Source organism: Mesorhizobium sp. M1322 (assembly GCF_040318085.1).
Lineage (GTDB): Bacteria > Pseudomonadota > Alphaproteobacteria > Rhizobiales > Rhizobiaceae > Mesorhizobium.
Map to the genome: position 1 here is coordinate 25773 of NZ_JAMYLP010000047.1, position 15371 is coordinate 41143.

Annotated in this window: 15 protein-coding genes; 1 reads left to right on the forward strand and 14 read right to left on the reverse strand. The window is 62.4% G+C overall.

The window, feature by feature from the left end; translation table 11 throughout:
- Window positions 1–73: 73 nt before the first annotated feature.
- From NKH12_RS18065 to yajC, 4 genes are all read right to left on the reverse strand, one after another.
- Complete coding sequence (locus NKH12_RS18065; protein WP_352954376.1) at window positions 74–925, reverse strand: phytoene/squalene synthase family protein; 852 nt, start codon at window positions 923–925, stop codon at window positions 74–76.
- Window position 926: 1 nt separating this feature from the next.
- Complete coding sequence (locus NKH12_RS18070; RefSeq protein ID WP_352954377.1) at window positions 927–1316, reverse strand: Mth938-like domain-containing protein; 390 nt, start codon at window positions 1314–1316, stop codon at window positions 927–929.
- A gap of 13 nt (window positions 1317–1329) precedes the next feature.
- Window positions 1330–3882 carry a protein translocase subunit SecDF gene (gene secDF, locus NKH12_RS18075; protein WP_352954378.1) on the reverse strand — a complete coding sequence of 851 codons (2553 nt, stop codon included), beginning with the start codon at window positions 3880–3882 and terminating at the stop codon, window positions 1330–1332.
- A gap of 326 nt (window positions 3883–4208) precedes the next feature.
- Window positions 4209–4547, reverse strand: a complete 339-nt coding sequence (gene yajC / locus NKH12_RS18080) for a preprotein translocase subunit YajC (RefSeq protein ID WP_352954379.1) — start codon at window positions 4545–4547, stop codon at window positions 4209–4211.
- Window positions 4548–4837: 290 nt separating this feature from the next.
- On the opposite strand from yajC, the gene NKH12_RS18085 reads away from it, so the two are divergent.
- Entirely contained in the window at window positions 4838–5713 is an 876-nt protein-coding gene (locus tag NKH12_RS18085) for an ATP-binding protein (RefSeq protein WP_352954380.1), read from the forward strand.
- Between the two features lie 124 nt (window positions 5714–5837).
- On the opposite strand, the gene NKH12_RS18090 is transcribed toward NKH12_RS18085, so the two are convergent.
- The 10 genes from NKH12_RS18090 to nagZ all read right to left on the reverse strand — a co-directional run bounded on the left by NKH12_RS18090 (window position 5838) and on the right by nagZ (window position 15218).
- Window positions 5838–7328: a peptidoglycan DD-metalloendopeptidase family protein gene (locus NKH12_RS18090; protein WP_352954381.1), complete on the reverse strand. Its 1491-nt coding sequence runs from the start codon at window positions 7326–7328 to the stop codon at window positions 5838–5840.
- A 213-nt stretch (window positions 7329–7541) separates the two neighbouring features.
- A complete protein-coding gene (locus tag NKH12_RS18095; RefSeq protein ID WP_352954382.1) occupies window positions 7542–8207 on the reverse strand; it encodes a protein-L-isoaspartate(D-aspartate) O-methyltransferase in 666 nt (221 codons plus the stop codon).
- A complete protein-coding gene (gene surE, locus NKH12_RS18100; protein ID WP_352954383.1) occupies window positions 8204–8962 on the reverse strand; it encodes a 5'/3'-nucleotidase SurE in 759 nt (252 codons plus the stop codon). Before surE ends, NKH12_RS18095 begins: the two co-directional genes overlap by 4 nt.
- Window positions 8962–10266 (reverse strand): serine--tRNA ligase, encoded by a 1305-nt coding sequence (gene serS, locus NKH12_RS18105; RefSeq protein ID WP_352954384.1) that lies wholly within the window; start codon window positions 10264–10266, stop codon window positions 8962–8964. The genes surE and serS overlap by 1 nt, the downstream gene beginning before the upstream one ends.
- 236 nt (window positions 10267–10502) lie before the next feature.
- Window positions 10503–11312, reverse strand: a complete 810-nt coding sequence (gene tatC / locus NKH12_RS18110; protein ID WP_095493799.1) for a twin-arginine translocase subunit TatC — start codon at window positions 11310–11312, stop codon at window positions 10503–10505.
- Window positions 11313–11356: 44 nt separating this feature from the next.
- Window positions 11357–12046: a Sec-independent protein translocase protein TatB gene (gene tatB, locus NKH12_RS18115; RefSeq protein ID WP_352954385.1), complete on the reverse strand. Its 690-nt coding sequence runs from the start codon at window positions 12044–12046 to the stop codon at window positions 11357–11359.
- Window positions 12047–12075: 29 nt separating this feature from the next.
- Window positions 12076–12297, reverse strand: a complete 222-nt coding sequence (locus tag NKH12_RS18120) for a twin-arginine translocase TatA/TatE family subunit (protein WP_095493766.1) — start codon at window positions 12295–12297, stop codon at window positions 12076–12078.
- Window positions 12298–12474: 177 nt separating this feature from the next.
- Entirely contained in the window at window positions 12475–13254 is a 780-nt protein-coding gene (gene scpB, locus NKH12_RS18125) for an SMC-Scp complex subunit ScpB (RefSeq protein ID WP_352954386.1), read from the reverse strand.
- The gene (locus NKH12_RS18130) at window positions 13251–14051 is read right to left on the reverse strand and encodes a segregation and condensation protein A (RefSeq protein WP_352954390.1); all 801 of its coding nucleotides are present in this window, start codon (window positions 14049–14051) and stop codon (window positions 13251–13253) included. The genes scpB and NKH12_RS18130 overlap by 4 nt, the downstream gene beginning before the upstream one ends.
- A gap of 147 nt (window positions 14052–14198) precedes the next feature.
- Window positions 14199–15218 carry a beta-N-acetylhexosaminidase gene (gene nagZ / locus NKH12_RS18135; RefSeq protein WP_352954387.1) on the reverse strand — a complete coding sequence of 340 codons (1020 nt, stop codon included), beginning with the start codon at window positions 15216–15218 and terminating at the stop codon, window positions 14199–14201.
- Window positions 15219–15371 lie beyond the last annotated feature (153 nt).

Consider the following 15371-nt stretch of genomic DNA (forward strand, 5'->3'; position numbering starts at 1 on the left):
CGCCCAGCTCAACGAGCACGGCGGCAGTCCCGGCTTTCCGTTCCTCTCTGGGTTCCTTCACATTTGGCAGTCTTCAGGCGTCCGGCCAGCCTCGCGTCGCACGCCGGAACAGCAGCCAATGCCGGCGCCAGGCCGAGAGCCGCGCCACGCCGTTCAGGGGTGAATGACGAGAACCTTCCATCTTGCCGAGATAGGCGCGCGACAAGGCCAGCGGCAAAAATGCCGGTCGCAGCGAAACCGGCAAGATCGATGCACCCTGCTCGAAAGCGGACAAATGCTCCTGCGCCAGTGCAATCATCGCGGCGACAGCGCGTTGCGCTCCAGGCCCACCATCGCCCGTAACGAACTCCTCCGGCGACGACCCTGCCGCGGCCAGAATGTCGACTGGGACAAAGCATTGCCCGCGCTTGCGGTGCAATGGCAGCAGCAGTAAAAGGCCGGTCATCGCTTGTGCACAACCTGCCCTGCCTGCAAGTTCGGCGAAACGCGGTGCTGCGACGGGATCGAGTACCATCGCTGCAAGTTGGATGAGCGCCGCTGCGGTCTCGCCGCAATAGCCTTCCAGATCGGTGCGCGACGGCATAGGGTCGTCATAAAGATCGAAAACGCGGGCTTCGAGCATGTTCTCGAAGGCAGGTTTCGGCAGGCGGTGGGTGGAAATCGTCGCCTTCAACGCGTCCGCAACGGGATGGCCGAAGCCTGCCCCGGCGTCCTCGGCTGCGATGACATCGCGCCACCATTGCAGCCGCACCTCGCCCGGCAGTGCCTCGCGGATACGATCGCGAATGCCTGATATCTCGGCATTGAAGGCATAGAGCGAAAAAAGTGCGTCACGCCTGTCCTCGGGCGCGTAGAGCGCGCAAACATAGCGGTCATGATCGGCGGCTCGCACCGTTTCCATGACGATTTTGGTGTTTTCGGTCACGTCACTCGACGGCAATCAGTGCGGCGGCCACCGCACGGTTTTCCGCCAGAAGCACATTGTAAGTCCGCACGGCCGCTCCGGTCGACATCGGATCGGCCGCAATGCCCGCCGCCTTCAGCGCGGCACGCAGCGGTGCCGGCAACGGCCTGAGATCCTTGCCGGCGCCGACCAGCAGGATCTCGACCTTGTCAGCCTCGTTGAGCAGCTTGGCGAAATCCGCCGCCGTCAGTGCCAGGGGATCAGCCGGCTCCCAGCCGTAAATGCCCGACGGCAGACACAGAAGCGAGCCGCGATGCGACATGTCGGCGAAACGGAACCCGCCGTTGCCGTAGGCCTCAATCGGCGCACGGCCGGGGAAATGCGCTTCGCGGATGACAATGCCTTTGGTCATCCTCGGCTGCCCGTCAGGTTGCCATGGCTTTGCCACCGCTCACCGGCTTCTCCTCATCGGCCGTCGCCGCCTCCGGCCGGAGCTTGAACAGGATGAGCAGTGGCGCGGCGATAAAGATCGACGAATAGGTTCCGAAGACCACGCCGAACAGCATCGCCAGCGTGAACGAGCGGATCACCTCGCCGCCGAACAGCACCAGCGCCAGCAGCGCGAGCATCGTCGTCACCGAGGTCAGCGTCGTTCGCGACAACGTCTCGTTGATGGCGTTGTTCAACAATTGCGGCAGCGGCATCCTCTTGTATTTTCGCAAGTCTTCTCGAACGCGGTCATAGACGACGATCGTGTCATTGAGCGAATAGCCGATGATGGTGAGTATCGCCGCAAGCGACGATTGGTTGAATTCGAGACCGGTGATGACGAAGAAGCCGATCGTCATGACCACATCGTGGACGGTTGCGATGATGGCGCCGACCGCAAACTGCCATTCGAAGCGGAACCAGACATAGATCAGGATTCCGAGCAGTGCGATGAGCATGGCGATGGTGCCTTGCTTGGCGAGTTCGCCGGAAACCGTCGGTCCCACCACCTCGACGCGGCGGAAATCGTAATGGTCCTGCAACTCGCCGCGCACCTTGTCGATAACGGTCTGTTCGGCGTTCTCGCCGCCCTCCTGCGTGCCGACGCGAATCAAGACGTCGTTCGGGTCGCCGAACTGCTGGACCTGCACTTCGCCGATGTTGAGTTCCGAAAGCCTGCCGCGGATATCGGCAATATCGGCAGTGCCATCCTTGGCCTGGACCTCGATCAGCGAACCGCCCTTGAAGTCGATGCCGTAATTGATGTCGACAGTCATGAACAGCACGACCGCCAGGATCGACAGCACGCTGGACAGCGCGAATGTCCAGCGACGGATGCCCATGAACGGAATTCTCGTGCCCGCCGGGACGAAAGTCACCGGGGCGCGCGGCAACTCCTTCGGGCGGGCGCGGCGAAGCCAGATCGACACCAGCAGCCGGGTGAAGGTGAAGGCGGTGAAGACGGTGGTCAGAATGCCGATGGCGAAGGTTACGGCAAAGCCCTTCACCGGTCCGGTCCCGAGCCAGAACAGCACCACGGTCGCGATCAGCGAGGTGACGTTCGAATCGACGATGGTCGCCAGCGCTTTCGAAAACCCCGTGTCGATCGCCTGGATGACCGAGCGACCGTTTCGTCGCTCCTCGCGGATGCGCTCGTAGATGAGAACGTTCGAATCGACCGCCATGCCGATGGTCAACACGATACCGGCAATGCCGGGCAATGTCAGTGTCGCGCCAAGCAACGACAACAACGCGATGATCATCGCCACATGCACCGCCAGCGCGATGTTGGCAATGAAGCCGAGGAAGCCATAGGCCACGAACATGAACACGACGACGAGGATGGAGCCGATCACGCCGGCGACCTTGCCGGCGTGAATGGAATCCTCGCCGAGCCCCGGGCCTACTGTGCGCTCTTCGATTACCGTCAGCGTCGCCGGCAGCGCGCCGGCACGCAACAGCACCGCGAGGTCGTTGGCGCTCTCGGCGGTGAAATTGCCCGAGATCTGGCCGCTGCCGCCAAGGATCGGCTCGCGGATCTGCGGCGCCGAAATCACCTGATTGTCGAGGATGATCGCAAACAGCTTGCCGACATTCTGCGATGTGGCCTGGCCGAAACGCGCCGCTCCCTTGGAATCGAAGGTGAACGAAACCACCGGCTCGTTGGTCTGGGAATTGTACGTCGCCTGCGCATCGACGAGATTTTCGCCCGAAACGATGACGCGGTTCTCGATCAGATAGGGAACCGGCGGATCGTCCTGCGAATACAACACCGAGGATCCCGCCGGTGGACGACCGTTCAGCGCATCCTGCACCGGCATCGACTGGTCGACCATCTGGAAGGTCAGCTTGGCGGTCTGACCAAGAATGTCCTTCAGCCGTTGCGGATCCTGCAGGCCCGGCACCTGGACCAGAATTCGGTCGTCACCCTGGCGTTGCACGATCGGCTCGGTGGTGCCGAGTTCGTTGACACGGCGCTCGACGACTTCGAGCGACTGCGCCAGCGCCGTCGACGTGCGGTATTTGATGCCGGCATCGGTGACAGTGAACTTGAGCAGGCCGGGCTCGGAATCATCCAGCGACATCTCCTGGACGGAGCCGCCGCTGAACAGGCCGGCGGCCACCGGGTCGGTCAATGTCTTCAGCGCCGTCTTGGCGGCATCGACCTGACCGGGATCGGTGATGCGGACCTGCACGGTCCGGCCCGATCCGGCAAGGCCGGTGTAACCGATCTTGGCGTCGCGCAGCATTGTCCTGATTTGGTCGCGCGTCGTCTCCAGCCGATCCTTGGTCAGATCGTTCGGATCCATCCTGAGCAGGATATGCGAGCCGCCCTGCAGATCGAGGCCGAGCGTCATCTGGCGCTTCGGCACCCAGTCGGGAAGCTTGGCGAGCGTGCTTGCCGAAAAAAGATTGGGCGCAGCAAGGATCACTGTGGCGGCCACGGCCAGCCAGATCAGGATCATCTTGAAGCGCGAGAAATAAAGCATAAGGCGTCGTCCGTCAGGGCGTTCTGGCGGATCGTTCCGCCTGGAATTGGGTTATTTCTGGGCGTTCTGGCTCGCCACCGGCTCGCCTTTGGTCCGCATATCGGCGATTGTCGAGCACGGGTCAGTCACTTTGGTGCTGCCTTCGGGCTTTCTTCAACTATTGTCAATCTTGCCGGCAAGGCACCAGCGCGCAATGGCATCACGATATCGTTGGCGCCCTGTGACGAGTGGCCAGCCAGATCAGAGTCGTCCTGAGCGCGAGAAATACAAGCAAATGGCGTCGTCCGTCAGGGCGTATCCGCGGATCGCTCCGCCAGAAATTTCGATTATTTCTTGGCGTTCTGGTTCGCCACCGGCTCGCCCTTGACGCGCACATCGGCGATCGTAGAGCGCAGCGCCGTTACTTTGGTGCCGCCGCCGAGATCGATCTCGAGCTCATTGTCGTCGATCACCTTGGTCACCTTGCCGACGAAACCGCCGCCAGTGATGACCGTGTCGCCGCGGCGAACCGCCGCCAGCATCTCGCCGCGCTTCTTCAACTGTGTGCGCTGCGGCCGGATGATCAGAAAATACATGATCACGAAAATCAGGACAAACGGCAAAATACTGATGAACATATCCGGGGAGGCGCCGACGCCTTGGGCATATGCCGGTGTCACGAACATCGAGGTACTCCTGAATTTTGAAAAACAGCCGCCAACCGTCCTAGGGAAATTTGGCGGCCCCATGAAATTTGGCCGGAATATAGTCGGTAAAGTTGCCAATGCAACTGCGGTCGGGCATTTCGGCTGCTTTTCCGGCTGGTTGAGCCGTGTTAGAGCATGATCCCGAAAAATGGAGCGCGGTTTCGGAAAAGATCATGCTCTAACAAAAGGTTGGAGCCGGTTCCGAAACCGCCGGAATCAAATATGTCCCGTTGTCACATTTTCCTGAATGCAAAAACAAAAGACAAGAAATGAGCGACAGCACCATTGAAGCCCTGAACAAGAAGCTCGACCGCCTGATCGAGGCGGTCGCCCGCCTCGCTCCGCCGCCGGTGCCGGAAACCGATCTCGGCGAGGCCGATTGCTTCGTCTGGCAGGCTGATCCCGGCTGTCTGGAGCCGGTGCTCAAGGTCAACCGCGTCGACATCGGCCTGATCCGTGGCGTCGATCGCGTCCGCGACATACTGGTCGACAACACCGAGCGCTTCGCCGCCGGATACGCAGCCAACAACGTGCTGTTGTGGGGCGCACGCGGCATGGGAAAATCCTCGCTGGTCAAGGCCGTGCATGCGGCGGTCAACGCGTCGGCAAAGCTGGACCTGCCGCTCAAGCTCATCGAGATCCACCGCGAGGACATCGACACGCTGCCGAAGCTGATGAATTTGCTGAAGGCGGCGCCTTACCGCTTCATCCTATTTTGCGACGACCTCTCCTTCGACCACGACGACACGTCCTACAAGTCGCTGAAGGCCGCGCTCGAAGGCGGCGTCGAGGGCCGCCCAGCCAATGTCATCTTCTACGCCACTTCGAATCGGCGGCATCTTTTGCCGCGCGACATGATCGACAATGAGCGCTCGACCGCCATCAACCCGTCGGAGGCGGTCGAGGAAAAGGTTTCGCTGTCCGACCGTTTCGGCCTCTGGCTCGGCTTCCACAAATGCTCGCAGGACGAGTATCTCGACATGATCGACGGCTATGTCAGCCATCACGGTCTTGCCATCGATCCCGAGACGCTGCGCGCCGAGGCGCTGGAATGGGCGACGACCCGCGGCAGCCGGTCGGGCCGCGTCGCCTGGCAGTTCACCCAGGATCTGGCAGGCCGGCTCGGCAAGTCGCTTCAAGATTAGGGACAACGACTGAAAAAGCCGCCCCTTGCGGAACGGGCTGAGCCGGCGGGTCGGACTGGAGGTCAGGCGGCGCGCGATCGCTTTTCTTGTTCTATTCGAGATAGGTCGAAGGATCGACTTTCTTTTATTCAAGATAGGTCGAAGGATCGACCGGCGCCGAATTCTTGCGCACTTCGAAATGCAGTTTCGGCGAGTCGGTGGTGCCGCTCATGCCGGACTGCGCGATTTCCTGGCCACGCTTGACCTTCTGGCCGCGCTGGACCTCGATCGAACGGGCGTGGCCATAGACAGTGACCAACCCGTTCTCGTGGCGCACCAGCACCGTATTGCCGAATTCCTTGAGGCCATCGCCGGCATAGATGACGACGCCGTTCTCGGCCGCCTTGACCGGGGTTCCTTCCGGCACGGCGATGTCGACACCGTCCTTGCCGCCGCCAAAGCTGGAGATCACGCGGCCGCGTACCGGCCAGCGCATCTTGCCGATACCGGTGGCGTTTGGCGCCACCGCATCGTCGTCCTCGGCCTGCTCGATGACCTTAGCATCCTTCCTCGGCGGCGTGTAGGCGGCGAGCGTCTCCGACGGCGTGGTCTTTGCCGCAGGCGGGGTGGTGGCAGTCGTTACCGGATCGACCTTTGCCGGCTTGGCACTGGCAACCGTCGCGGTTCCGCCGGCCGGCACCTTCAGGGTCTGGCCGATCTTGAGCAGACCGTCCTGCAAACCGTTCACCTGCTTCAACGCAACCACGCCGACGCCTGTCTTCCTGGCGATGGCCGACAGCGTATCGCTCTGCTGGACCGTGTAGGTGCCACCGACACCAGCCGCCTTGGGTGCGGCGCCCTTCGGCTGGCTTGCTGCGGCCGATGCATCCACCTGCGCGGCGGACTTGCCCTCCTTGAGCTTCGGCTGCTGCGGCAGCACGGCCACCATCTCCGGCGCCTTGGCCGGCAAATCGCGCTTGGTGTCGTCCGCAGGCTTGGCGTCCGCAAGCTTCGGCGCCGGTTTCTTGCCCGAATAGGCATAGGCGGGGATGACGAGCTTCTGGCCGGTCTTCAGCCCGTTGGTCGCGCTCAGCCCATTGACCTTCATAAGGGCATCGGCGGGCACGCCGTAGCGCCGCGACAGGCCGGAAATGGTCTCGCCGTCCTTGACGATGATCTCGGTGGCACGCGGTTCGCCGCCTGCCGTCGCCATGCGCGGAGCATCAGGCTGTGCGTCCTTGAACGGCTTTGTCACCGTCCCGGTTGCAGTCCGGTCGACCCGGGGGGCGGCTGGCGCCGAAGCGGTGCGCGCCGGATTGGCGGGCGCCGGCTGCGACTGGCTGACCGGCGGCAGTTGCTGCGTCGTAACCGGTTCGAGGCTTGAGCGGCTGACCGACTGGGTATGGCTGCCGTCGAGCGGCGCGGCCGAAACCGGGGCATCGCCGGGATAAGGCTGGGCGGCGTCCTGCTTGTCGATGATGGCGCGCTGGTTGTTGGTTGAGGAGGTAAAGACGTCATCGACGCTGTTGAACCGCGAGACCTGGGAACTGCATCCCGCCGCGGTGCCCGCAACCATAAGGACAGCGAAACCACGCGCCAGGTTGCGTCCGTTTGCCTTCAAAATACTGAATTGCATCGCTTTTACCCGCAGATACCCGGTACAGACTGACCGTGATTAAAGCGCGTTAATGTTACTGGTCGGTTAAACCTCTAGAATCAGACGCAAATTTTCTTAAAATATTTAAGGGCTGGAGCTGATCGGGTTGAGGTTCAGGCAGGGCCGAGGCGGAGACGGGCGCGAACCGACCAGACGGTCGGTTGCGGGCATCACCTGAATACCGACAGATCCCTAGATGACCGCGGCTACGCTGCGCAGGATCGGCTGCAGGCGTACGAGGCCGATGTCCTCGCGTTCGAAGCGGCTGCCGACCTTGGTCAATTTGGCCAGCACCTGCTCGCCCTCCTCGGGTCCGATCGGGGCGATGACGATGCCGCCGCTCGACAATTGGTCGAGCAGGAAGCGCGGCAAGCTGTCGAAGGCCGCCCACGCGACGATACGGTCGAACGGCGCTTCATTCGCCAGTCCGTTGGAGCCGTCCGCCTGGCGCACGATGACATTACCGATGCCGAGCGCCTCGAAGCGCTGTTTGGCCTGCTCGGCCAGCGTCTTGTAGCGGTCGACGGTGACGACCCGCGCGGCAAGCCGCGACATCACCGCCGCCGTGTAGCCCGACCCGGTGCCGATCTCGAGCACGCGGTTGCCCGGCTCGACGGCAAGCGCTGCGATCACCGCGGCCTGCAGATCGGCGCCCTCGATCGCCTCGCCGCATTCGATCGGCAGCATGCGGTCCGACCAGGCGATCGGATGGAACTGCGCGGAAAGGAAGCCGCGCCGCGGCGTCGCCTCGAAGGCGGCGATCAGCGCCTTCGGCACGACGCCCTTGCCACGCAGGCGGAGCAGGAAAGCGGCGAAGCCTTCGCGGTCGTCGACCATCGGACCGTGGTTCAGGTTCATGCGAGCGCCTTGGTCAGTTGATCGCGGATTTCATGAGCGGTGAGATCGAGCTGCAGCGGCGTCACCGATACCAGCCGGTTGCGCATGGCATAGAGGTCGGTGCCTTGCTTGCCCTCGACCGGCTCGCGGCCGAAGCGCAGCCAATAATAGGGAAGTCCGCGGCCGTCGCGGCGCTCATCGACCCACAGGCTGTGGACAAGCTTGCCTTGCGAGGTGACCACCGTGCCGGCGACCTCTTCTGGCGCGCAATTCGGAAAATTGACGTTGAGCAGCACGCCATCCGGCAGCGGCATGGCGACAAGCTTTTTGAGCAGCGCCGGCGCAAGCGCCTCGGTGGTCTCATAGGGAACGACGCGATCCTCGCCGACATAGGAATAGGCCTGGCTGAGCGCAATCGAACGCACGCCGAGCAGCGCGCCTTCCATGGCGCCAGCGACGGTGCCCGAATAGGTGACGTCGTCGGCGATGTTGGCGCCGGAATTGACGCCGGACAGAATTAGGTCGGGTGCTGCGGGCAGGATCTTCTTGACGCCCATGATGACGCAGTCGGTCGGCGTGCCGCGCACGGCGAAGTGCTTTTCGCCGATCTTGCGCAGGCGCAGCGGCTCCGAGATCGACAGCGAATGCGCGTAGCCGGACTGGTCCTGCTCCGGCGCCACCACCCAGACATCGTCCGACAGTGTGCGGGCTACACGTTCGAGCGATGCAAGGCCCTCGGCATGGATGCCGTCATCATTGGTCAGGAGGATGCGCATTATTTCGATTCGATCTTTTCCAGACCGCCCATGTAAGGCCGAAGCGCTTCAGGAATGGTTACGCTGCCATCCTCATTCTGGTAGTTTTCGATGACAGCAATAAGAGCGCGGCCGACGGCGGTACCGGAGCCGTTCAGCGTGTGGACGAAGCGGTTGCCCTTGCCATCCCTGTCCTTGTAGCGGGCGTCCATGCGCCGCGCCTGGAAATCGCCGCAGACCGAACATGACGAAATCTCGCGATAGGCGTTCTGGCCCGGCAGCCAGACCTCAATGTCGTAGGTCTTACGCGCGCCAAAGCCCATGTCGCCGGTGCACAGCGTCACGGTGCGGAACGGCAGACCGAGCCGCTTCAGCACTTCCTCGGCGCATTCGGTCATCCGCTCATGCTCGGCAAGCGAGGACTCGTGGTCGGTGATCGACACCAGCTCGACCTTGTAGAACTGGTGCTGGCGCAGCATGCCGCGCGTGTCGCGCCCGGCCGAGCCCGCTTCCGAACGAAAGCACGGCGTCAGCGCCGTATAGCGCAGCGGCAGTTTTTCATGCGCGGTGATTTCCTCGCGCACGAGATTGGTCAGCGGCACTTCGGCGGTGGGGATGAGGCCAAGCCTGCCATCTCCACGCGGGGCAAAGAAGAGATCCTCCTCGAATTTTGGCAGTTGCCCCGTACCGAAAAGAACCTCGTCTTTGACCATCAGCGGCAGCTGGATCTCCTCATAGCCGTGCTCGGTCGTGTGAAGGTCCAGCATGAACTGGCCGAGCGCACGCTCCATCCGCGCCAGTCCGCTCTTGAGCACGGTGAAGCGCGAACCGGACAGTTTTGCCGCCCGCTCGAAATCCATCATGCCGAGCGCTTCGCCGATCTCGAAATGTTCCTTCACCCAGTTCGAGCGAGTCGGCACCTTGCCGACGATGCGCTTGACGACATTGTCGTGCTCGTCCTTGCCGACCGGCACGTCGTCGAGCGGCACATTGGGCAGCACCGCCAGCGCGTCGTTCAGCGCCTTGTCGAGTTCGCGTTCGCGCGCCTCGCCGTTCTGGATGAAGGCCTTGATCTCGCCGACCTCGGCTTTGAGTTTTTCGGCAAGGGCGGCGTCGCCCGAACGCATGGCATTGCCGATCTCCTTCGAGGCAGCGTTGCGGCGCTCCTGCCTGGTCTGCAGCTCCGTCAGATGTTCGCGCCGCGCCTCGTCCCTGGCGATCAGATCATCGACCGTGGACTGTGCGTCGTCGCCGGACCACGAGCGCTTCTTGAGCGCCTCGACAAGGGCCTTCGGGTTGTCGCGAATCCATTTGATATCGAGCATGGTCTTGAACGCTCCTGAGCTTAGGTCAGAGGGCGTAAACCGCATCCTTGATCGATGCAAGACGCCAAGTCGAGTTCCTTCGCGCCCCCCCACGAGGGGGGAGATCTCCAGCGGCCGAAGAGGTTAGCTATCGACGAAGCTGCCAATCTCCCCCCTTGAGGGGGAGATGTCCGGCAGGACAGAGGGGGGCGCTGTCCCGCAGACTTTGAAAAGATAAGAGGCTCCTATGAAGGAGCCTACGTCGACGATGCGTCCGCTGCTTTTTCGGCCGCCGCTTCCGCAGCCTCCCGCTTCTCGCGCGCCAGACGTTCCCGTTCCTTGCTGCGCTCGATCAGCCGGGCCGACCAGATCGAGACCTCGTAGAGAAGGATCGTGGGAACGGCCAGGCCGATCTGGCTTATCGGGTCGGGCGGCGTCAGAATAGCCGCCACGACGAAGGCGATGACGATCGCCCATTTGCGCTTTTCGACTAGCGCCTCGGACGACAGCATGCCCACCCGCGTCATCAGGCTGGTCACCACCGGCAACTGGAACACCAGGCCGAAGGAGAAGATCAGCGTCATGATCAGGCTGAGATATTCCGACACTTTCGGCAGCAGCGAAATCTGCACCTGGTCGTCGGTGCCCGCCTGCTGCATGGCGAGGAAGAACCACATCACCATCGGCGTGAAGAAGAAATAGACCAGCGACGCGCCCATCAGGAACAGGATCGGCGAAGCGATCAGGAACGGCAGGAAAGCGTTGCGTTCGTTCTTGTAGAGGCCGGGTGCGATGAATTTATAGATCTGCGTGGCGATCAACGGAAAAGCGATCACCATGCCGCCGAACATCGCCAGCTTGACCTGGGTGAAGAAGAATTCCTGCGGCGCCGTGTAGATCAGCTCGACCTTGTGCGGGTCGAGCCCTGCCCATTGAGTCGCCCATTTGAACGGGATGACCAGCAGGTTGAACAGTTGCTTGGCGAAGAAGAAGCAGAACAGGAAGGCAACGAAGAACCCGCCGATCGACCACATCAGCCGCCGGCGCAACTCGATCAGATGCTCCATCAGCGGAGCCGCCGATTTATCGATCTCGTCCTTTTCCGAAATGCTCACTTGGCGGCTCCCGCCGTCTTTTTTGCGGCTGCAGCCGGCTTCTTCACCGCTGCCGGTGCAGGCGTCGGCGCGGCCTTTTTAGCTGCGGGCTTTGTCGCAGCAGGTTTTGCCGCTGCTGCCGCTGGCTTGGCTGCGGTCTTGGAGGCCGGCATCGCTTTCGCTGGCGCAGCCTTCTTCGCCGCCGAGGCCTTTTCCGGTGCAGCCGGCGTCGCCGTCGCAACAGCCGGTGTCACCACCGACTCATCGGTCATCGCCGGAAAGGTCGACGCCGTCGGCGCCGCTTCCGGGGCATTGACGCCCGGCAACACCGTCGCGCCATTCTTCCGCTCGGTATCCTGCGGCGTTGAAGCAGCTGGCGCGACCGGGTCTACGGCCGGCTTCGGCTTCATCACCGCGTCGACGCCTGAACGGACATCGGCTGCCGCCTGCTCGAACGGATTGAGCTGTTTCCTGATCTCGGCGGCCGGGTTGAGGCTTCTGAGTGAATCGACCGACTTCTTGACGTCGTCAAGCTCGGCCTCCTTCAGCGCGTCGTTGAACTGTTTCTGGAAGTCGGCTGCCATGCCGCGCATCTTCGCCGTCGTGCGGCCGAAAGTGCGCAGCATCTTGGGCAAATCCTTAGGCCCGACGACCACGATCATGACGATCGCGATCACCAGCATCTCGGTCCAGCCGATGTCGAACATGGCGATACGTTCCGACTAAAGTTTTGGGCTCAGCTCTTGCTGGCCTTTTCCTTCACTGCCGAAACGGTTTCGTCGGCACGGTGCTCAACGGTGCGCTTGTCCTCGGCAACCTCGTCGTCGGCTATGCCCTTCTTGAAGCTCTTGATACCCTTGGCCATGTCACCCATCAGCTCGGGAATCTTGCCGCGGCCGAACACCAGCAACACGATCACCAGAACGATCAGCCAGTGCCAAATCGAAAATGAACCCATAACAATCTCTCTCGAAGTTTTCTCTGACGATGATCTATGCGCTTTCGCGTCGGGATTCAAACACAACCGCGACAGAGTTAATAAATGAGTGGCCGAAGTCACGCACTTTCGGCGCCATAGCCCGCTACCAATCGGCGCAGCCGCGAAATACCAACGGCTTTCGGCACGTCGTTTGGGTCAATCTTCCTCGACGCGCGGCGTCAACAGGCCGAGTTCCTCGAGGTCGATGTCGGTCAGCGGATCCTCGTCGTCGGTCAGCGCATCCGGATCCGCCGGCGGCAGCGGAATGGAAAAATTCGACGGCATGCGGCCCGAAAGCAGCCCGGCGCCCTTCAATTCCTCCATGCCGGGAAGATCGCGGATCTCCTCAAGCGCGAAATGGTCGAGGAAGATGTCGGTGGTGCCGTAGGTGACGGGACGGCCGGGCGTGCGGCGCCGGCCGCGCATCTTCACCCATTCGGTCTCCATCAGCGTGTCCAGCGTCCCCTTTGAGGTCTCGACGCCTCTGATATCCTCGATCTCGGCGCGCGTCACCGGCTGGTGGTAGGCGATGATCGCCAGCACTTCGAGCGCCGCGCGGGAAAGCTTCTTCTGCTGCACCGTGTCGCGGCTCATCAGGAACGCGAGATCGCCGGCGGTGCGGAACGCCCAGGCATCGCCGACGCGCACCAGGTTGACGCCCCTCCGCGCATATATCTGCTGCAGTTCGGCCATCGCCGTGGCAATGCTGATGCCGTCGGGCAGGCGTGCGGCAAGCTGCTTTTCGCTGACCGGCTCGGCGCTGGCGAAAACGATCGCCTCGGCCATGCGCACGGCTTCCGCCAAATGCAGTCGCTCGCCAGGATTCTGGGACAAGTTCTGGGTTTGATTTTCTGCCGGTACCCCGGCGAGCACGCCCTCTTCGGTCTCGTCGTCGACCTTGAACGGAATGACTGAAGCGTTGGCGCGTTCACTCATGATGCCACCTCGACTGCCCTGATGCCTTGCGCGCGGCCGCGCAGATAGAGCGGCGCGAACACCTCGTCCTGCCGCATTTCCATTTTGCCTTCGCGCACCAGTTCCAGCGTCGCCGCAAACGAACTGGCAATCGCGGTACGCCGCTCGTCCGGGCCGGTCAGATATTCGACCAGGAAACTGTCCAGCGCCGTCCAGTCGGCAAGCGTGCCGATCAGCCGGTTCAGGATATCGCGCGCATCCTTGAGTGACCACACACCGCGCCTGGCGATCGTCACATTGGTGATCGCCTGCTTCTGGCGTTGCGCCGCATAGGCGGTCAACAGATCGTAGAGCGAGGCCGAATAGGCGTTGCGTTTCTCGACGATGACCATTTCCGGCATGCCGCGGGCGAACACGTCGCGTCCGAGCCGGTTGCGGTTGACCAGGCGTGCAGCCGCGTCCCGCATGGCTTCCAGCCGCTTCAACCGGAATTGCAGCACCGCCGCCAGCTCCTCGCCGCTTTCGCCGTCGTCGCCGGGTTGCTTGGGGATCAAAAGCTTCGACTTGAGAAACGCCAGCCACGCCGCCATCACCAGATAGTCGGCGGCAAGTTCCAGCCTGAGCGCCCTCACCTTCTCGACAAAAGCCAGATATTGCTCGGCCAGCGCCAGGATCGAGATGCGCGACAGATCGACCTTCTGGTTGCGGGCAAGATGCAGCAGAAGATCGAGCGGGCCCTCGAAACCGTCGACGTCGACGACCAGCGCGGGATCGCCGGTCAGCCGCGAATCGTCGTTCTCGGCCCACAGACGGTCCATCGGTGCGGCCTTGCCGGCCTTGCTGTCCAATGTTTCCGCCACTTCCTGCCGCTTTCCTTTGCTTCTATCTTCTTGTTTGACCATGATCTGTTCCGAAAAACCGGCTCCCACTTTTTGCTACGCTGACCTTCGGTTCGGGATCATGGTCTAGGCCACCGCATCGAAATAGGTGGCGAATTCGGCGCGTATCTCGGCTTCATCAGCCCGATCGCGGTTCTTGATATAGGTCAGTGCCCGTTGCGCGCGTTGCAGCGACGTGCCTTCAAGCCCCGTAGTACGCGACGCAATGCCGGCCATCTCCTCGAAAACGCCGTTGCAGTGAAGGACCAGATCGCAGCCCGCGGCAAGGATCGCGGCCGCCTTTGTCGGGAAATCCCCAGAAAGTGCCTTCATCGAGGTGTCGTCGCTCATCAACAGCCCGTCGAAGCCGATTTCGCCGCGAATGATCTCGTCGATGACCTTGCCGGATGTCGTGGCCGGGTTTTTCGGGTCGATCGCGCTGTAGACGACATGCGCCGTCATCGCCATCGGCAAATGATTGAGCTCCCTGAACGGGGCGAAATCATGCCGCTGCAAGTCGCTCATCGAGGCATCGACGGTCGGCAGTTCGAAATGCGTGTCGGCAAAGGCCCGTCCATGCCCGGGAATATGCTTCATCACCGGCAGCACGCCTCCCGACATCAGGCCCTCGGCCGCGGCGCGCCCCAGTTCGATGACGGCACGAGGCTCCTTGCCATAGGCGCGCGCGCCGATGACGTCGCTGGCGCCCTCGATCGGCACGTCGAGCACCGGCAGGCAATCGGCCGTGATGCCGTAGCGCAGCAGGTCGAAGGCATGCAGCCGCGCCATCAGCCAGGCGGCGCGGATGCCGGCGTCGTGGTCGTTGCGCCACAAGGCCCCGAGCGCACCACCGGCTGGATAATTCCGCGCCAACGGCGGCCGCAGGCGCTGCACCCGGCCGCCTTCCTGATCGATGAACACCGGGGCGTCCGGGCGCTCGACACAGTCGCGCATCGTGGCGACCAGATCGCGGATCTGCTCGGCCTCGCCGATATTGCGGGCAAACAGGATGAAGCCCCACGGGCATTCATTGCGATAGAAGTTGATTTCGTCGCGTGTGAGCGATTTCCCGGCGCAGCCGAGGATCATGGATTTTGATTCGGTCATGAGCAGGAGTTTAGAGCTTCACGCGGACAAAGGGAATCGCATCGAACCACATGCGGTCTAGAGCGTCGGACGCTCAGGTTGAATCGAGAGGGGATTCCAGTGAGGCGACGTTCGTGATTCACTTCCTGTAGGAGGTGATTTGCGATGCCCAAG

Coding starts and splice junctions, on each gene's coding strand:
- tatC (WP_095493799.1), bottom strand. CDS start 11,312: ATGGAGCATCTGATCGAGTTGCGCCGGCGGCTGATGTGGTCGATCGGC.
- NKH12_RS18070 (WP_352954377.1), bottom strand. CDS start 1,316: ATGACCAAAGGCATTGTCATCCGCGAAGCGCATTTCCCCGGCCGTGCG.
- NKH12_RS18095 (WP_352954382.1), bottom strand. CDS start 8,207: ATGAACCTGAACCACGGTCCGATGGTCGACGACCGCGAAGGCTTCGCC.
- secDF (WP_352954378.1), bottom strand. CDS start 3,882: ATGCTTTATTTCTCGCGCTTCAAGATGATCCTGATCTGGCTGGCCGTG.
- nagZ (WP_352954387.1), bottom strand. CDS start 15,218: ATGACCGAATCAAAATCCATGATCCTCGGCTGCGCCGGGAAATCGCTC.
- tatB (WP_352954385.1), bottom strand. CDS start 12,046: ATGTTCGACATCGGCTGGACCGAGATGCTGGTGATCGCGATCGTCATG.
- scpB (WP_352954386.1), bottom strand. CDS start 13,254: ATGAGTGAACGCGCCAACGCTTCAGTCATTCCGTTCAAGGTCGACGAC.
- NKH12_RS18085 (WP_352954380.1), top strand. CDS start 4,838: ATGAGCGACAGCACCATTGAAGCCCTGAACAAGAAGCTCGACCGCCTG.
- surE (WP_352954383.1), bottom strand. CDS start 8,962: ATGCGCATCCTCCTGACCAATGATGACGGCATCCATGCCGAGGGCCTT.
- NKH12_RS18130 (WP_352954390.1), bottom strand. CDS start 14,051: ATGGACCGTCTGTGGGCCGAGAACGACGATTCGCGGCTGACCGGCGAT.
- serS (WP_352954384.1), bottom strand. CDS start 10,266: ATGCTCGATATCAAATGGATTCGCGACAACCCGAAGGCCCTTGTCGAG.
- NKH12_RS18090 (WP_352954381.1), bottom strand. CDS start 7,328: ATGCAATTCAGTATTTTGAAGGCAAACGGACGCAACCTGGCGCGTGGT.
- yajC (WP_352954379.1), bottom strand. CDS start 4,547: ATGTTCGTGACACCGGCATATGCCCAAGGCGTCGGCGCCTCCCCGGAT.
- NKH12_RS18120 (WP_095493766.1), bottom strand. CDS start 12,297: ATGGGTTCATTTTCGATTTGGCACTGGCTGATCGTTCTGGTGATCGTG.